The organism is Bacteroidota bacterium, assembly GCA_018816945.1.
GTDB lineage: Bacteria > Bacteroidota > Bacteroidia > Bacteroidales.
Genome location: JAHIVC010000021.1, coordinates 1 through 17,391, shown reverse-complemented (window position 1 = coordinate 17,391; position 17,391 = coordinate 1). Strand labels below are relative to the sequence as shown.

The following is a 17,391-nucleotide window of genomic DNA, read 5'->3' as shown; positions in this document are numbered from 1 at the left end:
TATTCTTTTTTAATGAGTTATACAGATTTAATATCTTCAGCTTTAGTGTTTCCGAAAATAAAATCCTTTAAATTTTCAAAAGTATTATACACACAAGGAATAACGATCAGTGTGAGTATAGTACTGCTTAACAATCCTGCAATAACAGCTATTGCCATGGGCGAACGTAACGATGCACTTTCCCCAATTCCAATGGTTAACGGTAATAAAGCCAATATGGTCGTAATACTTGTCATGATAATTGGCCTGATTCTGTTTTCACCTGCCCTGATAATGGATTCTCGTAATGAGAGGCCCCTTTCTTTATTCTGATTGATCGCATCCACCAAAATGATGGAATCGTTTACGGCAATACCAGCCAACATGATGATCCCGATATAAGCCATGATATTTAGCGGTAATCCAAGTATAAAGAATGCCCAGATTGCCCCAACTGCCGCTAAAGGAATGGTAAGTAAAATGGTAAAAGGATGAATTAATGATTCAAATTGTGAAGCCATAACCATATAAACGAGGATAATTGACAATAAGAGCGCAAAACCCAAACTTGACATCGCATCCTGGCGCTTTTGCTCAACCCCGACAATCGAGGTTTGATAACCATTGGGGATAACCAATGCATCAAGCTGACTTTTAACTTTTTCAACTACTTTATCAAAAGGTATGGATTGATCATAATCGGCTGTAATTTTTGCAATCCGATTCTGATTTCTACGCAACAGTTGTTTAGGGGATGTTGTTCTCTTAATATTAGCAACTTCATAAAGCGGAACTTCTATATTTCCACTTTTCAATTTGATTGAATTGAATTCGAAAAGAGTGATATCAGGCAATTTGACTGTTATATCGCTCATTTCGCCAGATTTTTCGTATTTACCGGCATTTTTACCCATCAAAATTTCATTCAATTGAGAAGCAATACCATTCGCGGTTAAATTAAATAAACCTGCTTTGTAGCGATCGATCACCACATCGATTTCAGGAGCTCCTTTTTCAATAGAAGTTTTAATGTTAATTAATTCAGGAATTTCGGACAAGTTGGTTTTTAAATTTCCGGAAAGACTTTCTAAGATATCTAAATCTCTTCCTTTAAGCTCAACTACAAGAGGTGCTTCATCAGTACCTAGAGTCGATTGTAATGCAGTTTCATCACGCTGAACAGTTATTTCAGCATCAGGGATATTGCTTACCAATTCTGTAATTGCAGCAATAATACTTTCGGATTGTGGTACTGCTTCTTTTTTTAGCCTCACCTTTATTGTAGCACTATTCTCATTTTTAAAAATCGATTTACTGGAGCTAATGTTAGATGCAGGGCCTATTTGACTGTAAATCGTTTCGGCATTATCTCCCAAAACTTCAGCTATCATTTGTTCAATAACATCAATGGTAGAATTGGTTCTTTGCAATTCGGTTCCTTCTGTTAAAACGATGTCGAGATCGAATTCGCTGGTTTCTGTTTTTGGCAGATACTCACTTCCAACCCGTGGATAAATGTACACGGTAGCAATAATTACCAAGGATACAAGAAGTATGACAATGTATTTAATATTTAAAAGCTTATCAAGAAATTCACCATACCGACCAATTTTAACAGATTTAATTTTTGTGTTTACTTTTTTCTTTCCATACGCAAAATTAAAAAGCATTGGAATTACCAGAATTGCAACAAACAAGGATGCGAGTAATGAAAATGCGACCGTCCAGGCCTGATCTTTAAATAATGCACCTGATACACCTTGCAAGTATACGATTGGGAGAAACACCACAATGGTTGTTAGAGTTGAAGCCGTAATTGCACCACCTACTTCAGCAGTTCCTGTAATCGCAGCCTCTTTAACACTCATGCCTTGCTCCATATTTCTGAAGATATTTTCAACAACCACAATGGCATTATCCACAAGCATTCCAGCTCCAAGTGCCAGACCACCTAAGGTCATTATATTTAAACTTAAACCGTTAAAATACATTAAATTAAAGGTCGCGATGATGGAGATAGGTATTGCAATACTGATGATAAGGGTTACTTTTAAACGTCGCAGGAAAATGAAAAGGACGATGATGGCCATTATAATTCCTATCAGAGCTGAATCTTGAACTTCATCAATAGCATTTTGTATAAAAGAACCTTGATTTTGAACGATGATAAATTCATAACCGGGTAAAGCTTTTTGAATAGATTCAAGGGCCTTGTTCAAATTTTTAACAGCAGCAACGGTATTAAAACCGGTTTCTTTAAAAATCGAAAGACCAATACAACGTTGTCCATTAATTCGAACAATGTTAACAGGGTCTTTGTTGATAAAACTGATGGTGGCTATATCTTTTAGAAATACCGGAATTTTTTCTGAAACGCTAGTTGATCCTTGTTGGCTCTGAGCACCACCGGCTTGTTTGTAGGTGATAACCATATCATTCAAATCGTCTATATTTTTGATTAAACCGGAGCCTTTGATAATGTATTTCTTTCCCATTTCAACAATGGTACCACCCGATACATTGCGGTTCATATTTTGAATTTGCTGAACAATACTGTTTGCTGTCAACCCAAAAGCATCCAAAATATAAGGACTGGTTTCAATCAACACTTCTTTTTCTTCTGTTCCGGACAAAGTAACATCAGCGATTCCTTCGAGCCTTGTAAGTTCATTCCGAATATAGTTTTCACCAACCTTGCGCATCTCATCCATATCAGTTATTTCGGGATGAAGCATGCCCACGATCATAACAGGCGAAGCATTGGGGTCGTGTTGGGTAATCGTAAACTCTTCTATATCTGAGTTCTGACTATAAGTTGTAAGTGCTTTTTGCAAATCTAAAAAAGCTTCGTCCATATCCCTGCCCCAGGCATATTCAACCGTTACCCGTGCCGATCCGACCATACAAACAGATGAGATTTGAGTAACGCCCTTTTGCCGAATGGCTTGAGCTTCAATGTTTTCAATGTATTGTTTTTCAATTTCTTCAGGAGGACGTTCACCTGCCTTTATTTCCACAAATATTCGGGGTGCATTCATGTCGGGGAATAAATCCAGACTTAGTTTTCCGAATGAAATGTATCCCAGCAGTAAAATTGCGATTACAATCATTGAAACTGTAACGGGATACTGAACGGAAAAACGCGTAATTTTTTTCATGTGATTAATTTTTATGGTAAAAAAGCGCAGAAATTAACGATTTGAAAAATCATCATTTCTATTTAACCACTTTTACTTTTGAACTATTTCTCAATGTTTCGTATCCTTTAATTACCAATCGTTCATTAAGGTTTAAACCTGAAATGATTTGAACCTCATTTGGATTTTCCAATCCGAAAACAAGAATACGTTCTTTTGCTAATCCTTTATCGATAACATACACTGTATTTCCTTTTTGTTTTGATAAGATCACTTCTTTAGGTATAACAATGGTATTATCTATTGATGCAACAACTATTTCACCCTTGGCAAACATTCCGGGTCTTAATTTAAAGTCAGGGTTGTCGATGGTTAAAACAGCTTTAAATGAGCGTGTATCAGCATTTATAGCAGGGGAGACCTGGGTGATTTTCCCTGTTAATGTATCATCCGGAATGGTATAGTTCATAATCCTAACTGCCTGTTCTTTTTTTACATCATTAATGTCTTTTTCGGCCAAATTGATTTCCATAATTAACTTACTATAATCCATAATTTTAGCCAATGGAGCTCCTGTGGCGATTGGTGTTTTTGGAGTTTGATATGGCAGTTCTACAATAACACCTGAAATGGGAGTAAGAACAGCCATCTTTCTCAATTTAATGACCGCATCATCAACTGCATATTTTGCATTCATGTAATTGATTTCCGCATTTTTCAACTCGCTCAAGGTAACTCCACCCTTATCATAAAGGCTTTTTTGCTTATCAAAGGTTTGCTTGGTTGTTTCAAGCTGCAGTTCAAGCGAAGTATTTTTAATGCTATTTTTGTATTCCGGGTTTTCTATCATCACAATAACATCACCGGCACTCACATAATCGCCCAATGCATAAGGTTTGTTGGTTTTTGGGTTTGTCATTAACTGATACAAACCACTGATCTCGGATGGCAACACAACTTCTTTGATCGGTTTTACGGTACCGGTAGTACTGATATATCTCTCGATGGATGATGCTTTTATTTCCATAACCGAAACCGGAACTGAAATATCTTTGTTCAGTTCAGTGCTGTTATCCCTGCAGGATGTTAATATAATCCCTAAAAGAATGATGATTAATGCTCGTTTCATCCGTAAATAATTTGTTTTTAATAGGACGGATGGAACTCGCAAGTGATTATTTTTTTTGTTGCCTGTGTTTTTATTTAAACATGCTCGTTTCATAATACTGATTGTTTGTATGGTTAATTTCACTATTTATTAATATTATTTTGTAATTCCTGAGGGACAAAGGATGTGTTTTTTTCAAAATCCCAAAGTGATTGAATTTTCATGTTCAGCAGCTCTAATTTATAATTAATCAGGGAATTGGACATTTCCATCTTTTTGGATGAAAGTTGGGTTTGATACCGTTGAAGATCCATGCTTGTGAGGTCTCCATTTTTATATCGTTCCAGATTTATCTCATAAGTCAGCTGGGCATTTCTGTCGTTTTGTTCTGCAATTCCAATTTGCAAAACTAAATTGTTAAGATTTCGATATACCTGTCGGATGTTAATAATAATATCATCTTCGAGTGTTTTTTTATCAATTTTAAGGGTTTCAATCTCAATTTCGGCAGCACGGATCCTTGCTTTCCGCTCGCCCCAATCAAAAATTGGAATGGAAAAAGTTACGCCAACTTGGGGGCTTTTCGTGGGTCGTGAATAAATATCCTGAAATTTTTCATTATTACCAATGATCCCAACCGATAAGCGCATATCGCCCCTAAATTCGTTGGTTGCCGATGTTTCGATTAAATTAAATTGTGCGTTATCAAGGTTTATTTGCCGTTGAGATAACTCCAATCGTTGAGAAAGGCCATTCGAAATTGCTTTTTCCAGATCAATGCTTACAGGTGTATATTTGATATCTGTAATAACTTCTACTTCTTCGTATAACGACATCCCGATGAGTTGTTTGAATTGATCTTTGGCGTTTTCCAGATTAACAAGACTATTATCTAAACTTGATTTACTTGTAGCCAAATTTAACTCGGCCTGATATAATTCTTCCTTGGCCGATAAATCTCCTTCAACTTTACTCTCAATAATTTCTTTGCTTACTTTTTGATTTTCATACTCTTCTTTGGCAATTTCAAAGGCCATCTGTTTCTGATAAATAGAATAAAAAGCCTGATTTACCAATCTTTCCAAATTTAACATCTCAATTGCATAAGCCAAGGTTGCATTTTCAAGGTTCAATTGATTTTTCTCAAGATTCATCTTGGTGCGGTTGTAAGTAAACAGCGGTTGGATGTATTGCAAATACAGGTTATTATTATAACCTTTATAGTTGTTCTGACTTGCTTCTGCAAAGTTGTCCTGATATCCAAAATCATTTTTTAGAATCAAAGTACCATCTGAGAATTTAATGGGCTGAGCAATGGTTAGACTTCCGCTAGCACCTTTATTTTCGGAGGTGTACCATTCGGAGAAGTAATCGTTGTAAGTGTCGGTCTTTGAGTAAGAAAAAGGAGTTACCTCAAACGAAAACCTGGATTTTAAAGAGGCCAGTTGAGCATTTAAATACTCTTTGTTTTGCTCCATATTTAACCTTGCTTTTGAAATATCGGGACTATTTTGCAAAGCTATTTCCATCGCATCTTCCAAAGTAAGTTTGGTTTGTGCTGTAGCAAGATTAACGGTGAAAAGCATCACTGCTGCCACCATTATAATTTTCAAATATTTCATCTTTCTAAACAATTTATAATATTTCAAATTTGTTGCGCTTTAATTGTTTTTTACCCATTTAATTGCATCAGCAAAAATCATTTGGCCTACTGATTTATTAAGCAATTCGACCTTAGCCGATTCAGGACTTATATAATATGATCCTAAGTAATTCCATCCGTTTTCAAGTTCTTCATCTGTCAGGTTAATTTGTTCAACTCCGGCTTCGTGATAAATCTTGAAATTATAGTCGGGTTTGCGATTGCGATTCCTTCGCTGAATATTGATCTTTTCGATATGACAATACACATCGTAATAAGCACCTTCCGTTAAATTTGCATGCCAAACGGCAGTTCGTTCTTCTCCGGATGAACTGGTATACATAGCCGATCTGACATATTTTCCATAAAATCCGGAACGCAATACCGGTTTCCACTCAGTAGGAGGGTTCCAGTATCTTATCCCGACATATTTATAAGTTTCTACTTTGTTTTTATCAACGAGTGTTTTTAAATAACTTCTATTTGAGGTTTGTACAAACTCAAATCCGGTATCCTCATTATCTACAATTATTTCGTTAGTTTCTTGCAAGCTGGTGAACATTTCACAAGAAAGGATATCATCAAATGAGGCAATTTTCTTTATTTCTTCAAAAGAATCAAAATCATAAATAATATTATTAGGAAGGTTTTCTGAAATATGGGTGTAGATATTCATCCGATTAGGTTCGGTTGAGAAAACAAATCCAACTTCGCGTGCTGTATGTGCCGGAATATGTATTTCTCTCGAGAAGTCGACTGTTACCTGATTATTATCTTGTCTTATTTCCTGATTATTCAAATCAACATTTACAGTTACTAAGCCATCAATGTCTTCAGGATTTGATATTTTAAACTTGAGTTGATATTTCGTAAACTCTCCTTCCAGCACTTTGTAAGTCTGTAAATCTTTAATTAAGAAGCCCGGTAGCTGCCTTTTTGAATACCAGTCCTGTATTTCAGTAGAAATTGAATCATTGAATTTTCTTTGAATATCATTATTAAAGGTTTCAAAAGAGAAGGAATGATGCTGATTTTGAGCAATTAAGTTATTCAGGAACTGGTTAAAGGCATCTTTACCATATCGAGCTTGGAAAAGTGAAAAAAGATAATCTCCTTTAGCAAGTATTACATCGTTTAAAGTCATTAAATCTTCATGTTCTTCACTTTCGGTTTGCTTTGAAATGCCATTACTCATTAATTCTTCCAGAGAACTTTTCTTCAATTCAAGGTTTACACGTTCTCCTTTACTGATTCCTTCAAAAAACCATCTGTTTGATGAAATGGCATTTTCATTGCGGTCCTTTAAATAAATTCCAAGAGCCAAATCAAGCATCGGCCAATCTTTTGAACGCAATTGAGTGATAAATGAATAATAATTTGGGAAAATAGAGTATGTATTTCTATCAACCACTTCCTCAAACTGATACCATTCACTAGAATTTGCCATGAAATTACCTCTCACAAATCGTTTAAAAATTCTGGTCTGCAACTCTTCAGGAGAAATTTCTTCATTGTCACGCTTCATTTGTCTTTCCGACTGATTTCTTCTCTTTTTAAAATCAGTTTCTTCCATGGTTACACCTTTTTCTGAATAGAAGACTATCTCCGGTTGCACCGCATCACTTGCCATTGAAAAAGAATGTTTGTCTAATGCAAATTGTACCGGAACTTCTGCTAATGAGAATCGTTCGAATGGATAATCTAAACCTATATGATTTTCGTATTCATTTTTTAAACTTCTGATAATGCCAGGAAGACTATCAGAAATGTTTGTGAAATGTGAAATATAATATTCATTTCCTTTAATTGTAAATAAATTATAGTCAACCGAATCAACCCGTATAGAATATTTGGTGTAATTTCCTATCAGCAAGCTAATTTTAGGTAGGGGAAATTCAGGTTCAAACTGATAAGTTGATTCATTTAATTCAGCCATTTTACCCTGAGATATAGGTAATAAGCCATTTTTTGTTTTAACGGTTAAATGAAATTTAGTATTGTCGGGATAATATAATGAAGGATCGAGTGGTGAATATCCAACACCTGAAATTGGATACCACAACGATTCGCTTGTCAGGCATACAAAATCATCTTTTAAATACGCATATCGTTTACGAATTCTAAATATCTCAAGAGAAAAATTATCTGTATAATTTTCCAAATCGGTATCTAAAAAATGGGTGTTTTCGTTGATGCGTCCTTCATATTCAAGTGTCAAGCTGTAATTCCTTCCTTTTTCAATATCCTGTCCTGGAAAGATTTTTATCAGATGTAAATCTCTATTATAAGTAACGTCTTTACCATCGATATTTGCTGAAATTAACGAAAGAGAAGGGTTTAAGCTGAAAATAAGCGTATCAATAAGTTGATTATTACTATTAATGAATTGCATCTCAACTTTTGCCTTAAGCCTCTCTCCAAGGTGTTGAAGTTCTATTTTCGAATCAGTTATACTTACTTTTGGATAATGAACATATTGGTTATTCAGGCTGATCATCTGTTTTTTAAGATCAACATTTGATTCCTTTATTTTAATGTATTGTCGAGCCAACAAACCGCCGACCGATATAAATATAATGGCTATTATAAGTGGGAAGGAAGTAAGCTTTTTTGCCTGAGGTAATCGTTGCAATTTGAAAATAGTGAAAAATACCATTCCCAAACCAATAAAAAAATACATACCTCTATGGATGAGTACCTCCTGAATATTTCCGAACCCTGCAATGCTCGAATTGAACATCGGAACCTGATAAGCGATATAATCGAAAATGTGATAATATTTTGTATTTAAATAAAAGATGGTAAGGGCAATATATCCGAGTATAACAATAAAAGTGATTGCTTGATTTTTGAATATGGTCATGATGAAAAATGAAAGACCAAGAATAAATACAAGTGTTGGCAGACTAATTAATAATGGATAATAAAAGAATTCACTGATACCTTTTGCCGAATCGTTACTGATAAACGAAAATCCTATTCCCATCAGTAAGATGAAAAGATTTAAAACCAAAAAAACGTAGAGTATTCCAATTGTCTTTCCAAGAATATATTCTGCATTTGTCATCGAACGGACATAAATTACTTCAATCGTGTCGTTTTTACGATCCTGTTTTAAAAATTCAGAAGCAAGAAATACTGCAACAATTGCCTGACCTAAATTTAAAATGAGCAGATTAACGTAAGGCATGGAGGCGGGTAGGGCTCTGTAAATCCATGGAGAACCACTTGTTGCCAGAAAAACGGCTAAATTAAAACCACCCAGACCGAGTATGGTTAATCCTGCGAAAATTCTGAAAAACCACCCACGCAATAAGGTGCGCATTTCATAACGGGCAATGGTTTTTAGGGCGTGGATTGAAAACATATGAATTAAATTTTTTCTTTAATGGTTTGATAAATATTCCATGAAATAAACATAGGCATGTTCCAGATTCGGTTCTATCTCAATTGCCTGCTTTGCTTCAATATCCTTTCCAACCAGTTGTACTTCCCAACCCTCATCAGATGGGATGGTCGAAATCACCGCATATTTATTCTTTAATATATCATATTCGGTACCTGAAGTATTTACTTGCCAAACATGACCTTTGGCCATTTTGATCAGCTCTTCCGGTGAACCGTTAAATTGCATCCGTCCTTCATCTAATAAAGCCAGATCTTGGCAAACACTCGAAATATCACCAACGATATGGGTTGAAAGAATAATTATTACATCTTGTTGACTTAATTCAGATAGGATATTCCTGAAACGAATTCTTTCTTCCGGATCAAGACCTGTTGTTGGCTCGTCAACCACAATAATTTTTGGGCTACCGATAAGTGCCTGTGCAATACCAAGCCTTCTTTTCATACCTCCCGAAAGATTATTGGCCTGACGTTCGCGCGCATCGAACAACCCAACTTTTTCAAGCCATTCATCAACTTTTGTTAACCGTTCTTTTTTGCTTTTTATCCCTGAAAGTGCTGCAGCATAATCCAAAAATTCCCAGGTTTTTAGTTTTGTGAAGAACCTGAAATCTTGTGGTAAATAGCCCAACATTTTGCGAATTTCTTTTCGGTTTTTAGTGAGGTCGTAACCATTAACGTTTACCTTGCCGGTACTGGCTTTCATGATGGTAACCAAAATTCGCATCAGGCTCGACTTACCTGCACCGTTGGGGCCAAGCAGCCCAAACATGCCATTCTCAATTTCAAGATTGATATCGGATAAAGCTGTTTTTCCGTTACCATAGGTTTTGCTTAATCCCTGGATGCTGATTTTCATGAATTTGTGGTAATTTATTCAACATTATAATATGGTTAAGAAGCTATAATTTGCTAAAACCTTTGCTAATTATTTTTAGACGATTGATTTGTTTATCCGTTACAACTTATTTCAACATTTTTAAAATGTACTCGTAATAAAAAATGTTTTATATGATCTTAATATAATTGTATTAGTGTATTACATAAATAGTACACTGCAAATGTATATCATGATTTTGGTAAATCCAAATATTTTTTAAATATTTTTTATTTTTCTTAATCTTAACCAATTTTGAAGGCCGACAATTAATCGCCTAAATTCTAAAATGCATCCTGAACCTTTCTGAATTTGAAGATGATATTCTATAAATCAATTGCAAAAATTCTTATTCTATTTTAAAATTGATTGAACAATTTTAAACTATCTCGTACTTAGAATCTTAATTTTATATTGATAATTAGTGTTTTGACCAAAATAAAAAATAACAAATATTTTATAATTGACTTGACAATTTATTAGAATTAGTTATTTTTACATATTGAAAAGAATTCAAATATGCCATTTTGAACTTTCTCGTTATTTATCACTAATAAACTACTTCTCTCCCCAAGAATATATTTTCAATAATTAATTGAAGCTTTTCTTATAGTTGAGCTTCATAAATAAAAAGATTGGAATTCAACAGCAACTTTAACAATTTATAAATTAAAGTTATGAGCTTCTTAAAAAATAAATCGACCGTTGAGGAATACGGAAACAAACTCAATATTAGTAAAAAAGCCTTTTTATTTAATATTCTTATTTTCCTGGTTTCTTATATAGGCTATGGACAAAATAATTTTTCAGTAAATAATGATGGGGCAGATGACATTTGTGCAAGTGCATGGCCTGCTGAAATTCTTGGCAATTATTATCAAAACGGTACTAATAATGGGAAAGCTTGTTATGAAGGACCAGATGGTTATTGGTTATATCACGCAAATATGAGCGCAGGAATTGGAGCGTCATGGGTTGTTGGGAAGCCTTTAGGATCAACAGATATTAATGGTGCTAATGTACGGCATTATAAGCCAAGTACTGCTTCTACTCCACCACTTAATACAAGATTTATAAGTACGCCAAATGGATGTGGATATATTAAAATAAGTGATGCTGGAGCAATACCACCTTCAGCTCCAACGCTAAACAGCCCTTATAGTGTTGGTTCAACTTCGATGAATCTATCATGGTCACAATCACCAGGTGCAACTGGCTATCATGTATATGTTTCAACAAATAATATATTTACTGCATTAGTATCTGGTTTAGATCCAAAGGATGTTCCCAAAAGTGCCGAAGATCCATACGCACCAACAAGTACAACTATTTCAGGTTTAAGTCAGGGGACGAAATATTATATTCGGGTCAGAGCTTATAGTGGAGCTGGTGAAAGTGGTAATTCCAACGCGGTTTCAGCAACAACTTCACCTAGTGCTCCTGTTAGTGAAGCACCCACTAACATTACAGATATTTCCTTCAACGCTAATTGGAATACTTCAGCTGGAGCTACTTACTATCTACTATATGTGTCAACAAATATTGATTTCAGCTCATATATTAGTGGTTATAATGGTAAAAATGTTGGTGATGTTACAATATATAATGTTAATGAATTATCAGCGAATTCAAATTATTATTATCGAATTAAAGCTTATAATTCTTCAGGTGGAAGTGCTTATTCTGGTACCAAATCTCTGACAACATCTCCTCCTTCTCCTATTACTATTGCTGCAGATGGAATTACAAGTAATTCATTCACTGCAAATTGGAATAGTTCATCTCAAGCTACTCGTTATTATATAGATGTTTCCCTAGCCAGTAATTTTAATGAAAATATTACTGGATTTGATAATCGAGATGTTGGTAATGTATTAACTTATAATATTTCTGGATTAAACTCAGGAACTACCTATTATTTCCGAGTTAGAGCATCTAATGCAATAGGAACTAGCAGTAACTCGGATTCAAAAAATCTTCTAACAATACCTGGGACATCGACTGCTAATAGTGCAACAACAATTCGTAGAACGAGTTTTTATGCTAATTGGAGCTCGATGACAGGAGCAACGGGTTATAAATTGGATATTGCCACTGATGCTGATTTTAACAGTAAAGTATCGGGATATAACGATTTAGATATTGGCGATGTAACAACGTACTTGGTAAATACAAACATTACTGCAAATACATCGTATTTTTATCGTATTAGAGCTTATAATGCTTCAGGGACAGGTAGTTACTCAAATACAATTTCTCTAACAACCGCACATGATCCTCCTACAATACAATCAAGTTCAATTGTTTTTACAAATGTTGAACTTACTCAATTGAAAATTGATTGGACAAGCGGAAACGGATCAAACCGCACTGTGTTTTTGTACGAAGGAAATTCTGGAAATGCCGCGCCTGTTGATAATACAACCTACACGGCTAATACAAAGTTTAAATCAGGAACACAGATTGCCGCAACAGGATGGTACTGCGTTTATAATGGGGCAGGAACATCTGTTAATATTACAGGACTTATGCCCGGCGCAACCTACAGAGCTATGGTATGCGAATACAATGGAACGCCAAGCTATGAAGCATATAACACAAGTGCGGCTTCGGGGAATCCTGCAAATCAAGCCATGAAAACGATAATGATTAATGAAGTTGATGCCGATACACCAGGTACAGACGAATTAGAATTTGTTGAATTATTTGATGGTGGAACCGGAAATGTCAGTCTTGATGGATTAGTTTTGGTCTTTTATAATGGTTCTGATAATCAATCATACAATGTTGGAGGACATTTGAATGGTATCGATTTAGATGGGTATTCAACTGATGCAAATGGTTATTTCGTTATTGGTAATAGCGGAGTATCTGGCGTTAATATTACTTTCAATAACGATCAGCTCCAAAATGGTGCTGATGCAGTTGCTCTGTTTATTGGAAATGGGATAGATTTTCCAGATAATACAATACTTACAACAACAAATCTTATTGATGCTTTTGTGTATGATACTGATGATGTCGACGATGCCGAATTATTGCAATTGATTAATGGTGGGGAACCACAGGTAAATGAGAATGGACGGGGAAATAAAGATAACCACTCCAACCAACGTATTCCAAGCGGTAGCGGCGGACTTAGAAATACATCAAGTTATACCCAACAGCCGCCAACACCCGATGCCGCAAATTATGCTTATCCCGAAATCACCTCAGCCACATATGATTTTAGTACAAATCAGTTGGTCGTAACTGGTAAATATTTAGCTAGCAACGCCGGCGGGAATAACGATGTTGATGTTTCTTTATTGACCATTAGAGGTGAAGGCGGAAATACCTACACGTTATCTACCACATCTGATGTTGAGATAAGCTCTGCAACACAATTCGGTATAACCTTAACAGGCTCAGATATAATTAATATTGAAGCATTGTTGAACAAGGATGGAACAACATCTGCAACAAATTTAACAACATATAATTTGGCAGCGGCAGATAATTGGTTAACAGGCGCACCGGCAGGAAATAACATAGCAGATGCGACAAACGGGATAACCGTGAGCAACTTTGCCAACCCGGCAATAACCTCGAGTACCTATGATGTATCAACAGGTCAGTTAGTAGCTACAGGAACAAACTTTGTTTTAAAAAGCGGTGCTGCAAATGACGTTGACGCATCACTTTTTACGTTTACCGGCCAGGCAGGCGGAACATATATTCTAACCAATACCAGTGATGTAGAAATAACTTCTGCAACTGAGTTTACTTTAATACTGAGCGCAGGTGACAAACTGAATGTTGACGGGTTACTGAATAAAAACGGGACCTCTTCGGCAGGAGGGACCACCTATAACCTTGCAGCGGCAGATAACTGGATGACGGGTTCTCCTGCGGCAAATAATATTTCAGACGCAACAACCGGAATAACGGTAAGCAACGTTCCGGTACCGACAATAAGCTCGGCAACGTACGATTACACTACGAATGTATTGGTTGTAACGGGAGTTGGCTTGGTAGCAAATGCAGGTGCAGCAAACGATGTTGATATATCAAAATTGACAATTACCGGAGATGGCGGAGGAACATATACAATAACCAGTACAACAGATGTTGAACTTACTTCTGCAACTGAATTTAGTGTAACGTTAAGCGGAACGGACCTAACAAATGTGGAAGCGTTGTTGAATAAAAACGGAACAAGTTCGGCGGATGCAACAACATATAACCTGGCAGCGGCAGAGGATTGGCTAACCGGAGCTGATGCAGCAGAAAACATAGCTGACTTGAACGGCAATGGAATTACGGTGAGCAACTATGCAAACCCTGCCATAACATCGGCAACCTATGATGTTTCAACAGGGCTGCTTGTTGCAACAGGAACAAACTTTGTAAATAAGTCGGGAGTTACAAATGATATTGATGCATCGCTTCTTACAATTAAGGGCGAGGGGGATAACACTTATCAGCTAACAGATACGCCTGATGTTGAAATAACATCTGCAACAGCGTTCACGTTGACCCTTAGCGCAACCGATAAACTAAATGTTCACGGATTACTGAATAAAAACGGACTACAATCGGCGGATGCCATAGTATATAACCTTGCGGCAGCAGATAATTGGATGCAGGCATCTCCATCGGCAAATGATATTGCTGATGCAACAAACGGAATAACAGTAAGCAATGTACAAACACCAACAATTACAAGCGCAACATACGATTCAGATATAGGTATTTTCGTTGTTACAGGAACAAACCTTTTCAAAAAACCGGGAACTGCCAATGATATTGATGTCTCGAAATTCACCGTTACCGGAGAAGGAGGCACATATACAATAACAAGCGCAACAGATGTTGAGATAACTTCTTCAACCGAATTTACATTTACGGTAACAGGGGCAGATAAAACCCAAATAGATGCAAAACTTGATCTATTTGGCACACAATCAAGCGGTGGAACAGTATATAATTTAGCCGCAGCAGAAGATTGGCTTGCTGGCGCTGATCCTTCGGCAAACATTGCTGATTTAGCAGGTAACGCAATAACAGTATCAGTTACACCAAAAATTACAAGTGCAACTTATAATGCAGCAACAGGAGTAATGGTTGTTACCGGAACAAATATTCAGGCAAATGGCGGAGGTGCGGATATAGATGCTTCGAAATTTACTATCACCGGCGAAGGTGGAGATAACTATACGCTGACGAATACACCCGATGTTGAAAGAACCAGCGCAACACAGTTTACCCTTACATTAAGTGCAACTGATAGGAATGCAGTGGCTCAAATAATTAATAAAAATGGAACAACATCAACAAGCGGAACAACATATAACGTTGCGGCTGCAGATGATTGGTGCACCAATGTAACAACCGGTAACACGGCAGATTTAACAGGCAATGGAATAACGGCGAGTAATGTACCCGTTCCGACAATCACTTCGGCAACTTATAATGCTTCAACAGGAGTATTTGTTGTTACAGGTGCAGGATTAGTGAATAAATCCGGCGCATTGAATGATATAGATATTTCAAAATTTACTGTTACCGGCGAAGGCGGAGACACTCATACTTTTGCAAATACTACTGATGTTGAAATTACCTCGGGCACGCAATTTACATTTACTCTGAATGCAGAAGATAAAAATACGGTTAACCTTATAATAAATAAAAACGGTACTTCATCAACATCCGGAACAACCTATAATTTGGCGGCAGCTGAAGACTGGGCTGCAGGCGCAGATGCTGCTGTGAATGTTGTTGATGCTGTTGGTAATGGAATAACGTCAAGTAATGTTCCGGTACCGGTAATAATTTCTGCTTCATATCACTGGAGTAATGGAATATTGACAGCAACAGGAACAGGATTTGTGAAAAAAGCAGGCGCAGCAAACGATATTGATGCCTCAAAATACACTTTTAGGGGCGAAGGCGGCGCAACATATACACTTGTAGGAAGTGCGGATGTTGAAATTACATCGGGTACAGAGTTTGCAATAACTCTGGATGCAACAGATAAAGCCGCTGTTAATATTATTATTAATAAACCGGGAACGCAATCAAACGACAATACAGTTTATAATCTTGCTGCCGCCGAGGATTGGGCTCAGGGCGCCGATGCCGCTGTAAATGTTGTAGATGCAATAACGCCAATTACGGCAGGTAATTTCAACAATTCTCCCACCGGTGGAAATGATAATGTTAATACTTACGAGAATGCAAATTACACATTCAAGGATGCAGATTTTACATATAACGATATTGACAGCGATGTATTCGCAGGGATACGTATTGAAACAATTGAAACGGCCGGAGAACTTAAATATAACAATGTTGATGTGACCGCAGGACTTAACTGTACTGATGTTTCGAAGTTGGTTTTTATTCCGCAATCAAACACCCTTGGCTCTCCATATGCTACTTTTACATTTAAGGTTAAGGATTTTCGGGGTGCCTATAGTGATGCAGCATATACCATGACCATTTCAGTGCTGCCAGAATTTATTAGCGGCATAATCAGCGAACATCAAAATCTATGTTACAATGTTGTTCCGGCTAGGCTAATAAGTACAACGCCAACAGGAGGTGTAGCGCCTTATGCCTATCAGTGGCAAAGTTCTACGAACGGGGTAAACTTTACTAATATAGTAGGAGAAACAACGTTAGAGTATCAGCCTCCGGTTTTAGCGCAATCTGCTTATTATAGGATATTGCAAACTCCTACATGTTGTGGAACCATTGCTACGAATATTGTTAAGATTACCGTTCATGGTGAATTTATTGCCGGTTCAATCTCTGAATCTCAGGTTTTATATTACAGAACCACACCTGAAAAATTTATAGGAGTGGCACCAACAGGTGGAAAAACACCTTATAGTTATCAATGGCAAAGTTCATTTGACGGGTCAAATTTTACAGATGTCTATGGGGCTACCAGTCTGGATTATCAAGCCGGCGGAGCATCCAACACAACCTATTTCAGGTTAAAGCAATCTTCTGCTTCAGGGTGTGGAACGGTTTTTACTGACAAGTTGACTATGGTTGTATTTCCTGAATTTGAAGTTGGATCAATTAAAGAGGATCAGCATATTGCATATAACACCATTCCTGAAAAATTAAATGGAAAAGAACCAAGAGGAGGATGGTCGCCATATTCTTACCAATGGCAAAGCTCAACAGATAAGACGAATTTCATCAATATTTCAGGAGCTACTAATCTGGATTATCAACCTTCTGTTTT

The 17,391-nt window shown here is 36.5% G+C and carries 6 protein-coding genes; 1 reads left to right on the top strand and 5 read right to left on the bottom strand.

Going from position 1 to position 17,391, the window contains the following annotated elements:
* Positions 1-17 precede the first annotated feature (17 nt).
* From KKG99_03765 to KKG99_03745, 5 genes are all read right to left on the bottom strand, one after another.
* Positions 18-3,137 (bottom strand): efflux RND transporter permease subunit, encoded by a 3,120-nt coding sequence (locus KKG99_03765; GenBank protein MBU1012095.1) that lies wholly within the window; start codon positions 3,135-3,137, stop codon positions 18-20.
* Between the two features lie 58 nt (positions 3,138-3,195).
* Positions 3,196-4,245, bottom strand: coding sequence for an efflux RND transporter periplasmic adaptor subunit (locus KKG99_03760; protein MBU1012094.1), 1,050 nt, complete (start codon positions 4,243-4,245; stop codon positions 3,196-3,198).
* Positions 4,246-4,367: 122 nt separating this feature from the next.
* The gene (locus tag KKG99_03755) at positions 4,368-5,846 is read right to left on the bottom strand and encodes a TolC family protein (protein MBU1012093.1); all 1,479 of its coding nucleotides are present in this window, start codon (positions 5,844-5,846) and stop codon (positions 4,368-4,370) included.
* A 39-nt stretch (positions 5,847-5,885) separates the two neighbouring features.
* Positions 5,886-9,233, bottom strand: coding sequence for a hypothetical protein (locus tag KKG99_03750; GenBank protein MBU1012092.1), 3,348 nt, complete (start codon positions 9,231-9,233; stop codon positions 5,886-5,888).
* An 18-nt stretch (positions 9,234-9,251) separates the two neighbouring features.
* The gene (locus KKG99_03745) at positions 9,252-10,133 is read right to left on the bottom strand and encodes an ABC transporter ATP-binding protein (GenBank protein ID MBU1012091.1); all 882 of its coding nucleotides are present in this window, start codon (positions 10,131-10,133) and stop codon (positions 9,252-9,254) included.
* Between the two features lie 695 nt (positions 10,134-10,828).
* On the opposite strand from KKG99_03745, the gene KKG99_03740 reads away from it, so the two are divergent.
* On the top strand, positions 10,829-17,391 hold a 6,563-nt coding region (locus KKG99_03740; protein ID MBU1012090.1), incomplete at its 3' end, for a fibronectin type III domain-containing protein.

What these genes read in the sequence shown, in the direction of transcription:
- KKG99_03760 (MBU1012094.1), bottom strand. Translation starts at nt 4,245, where the DNA reads ATGAAACGAGCATTAATCATCATTCTTTTAGGGATTATATTAACATCC.
- KKG99_03745 (MBU1012091.1), bottom strand. Translation starts at nt 10,133, where the DNA reads ATGAAAATCAGCATCCAGGGATTAAGCAAAACCTATGGTAACGGAAAA.
- KKG99_03755 (MBU1012093.1), bottom strand. Translation starts at nt 5,846, where the DNA reads ATGAAATATTTGAAAATTATAATGGTGGCAGCAGTGATGCTTTTCACC.
- KKG99_03750 (MBU1012092.1), bottom strand. Translation starts at nt 9,233, where the DNA reads ATGTTTTCAATCCACGCCCTAAAAACCATTGCCCGTTATGAAATGCGC.
- KKG99_03765 (MBU1012095.1), bottom strand. Translation starts at nt 3,137, where the DNA reads ATGAAAAAAATTACGCGTTTTTCCGTTCAGTATCCCGTTACAGTTTCA.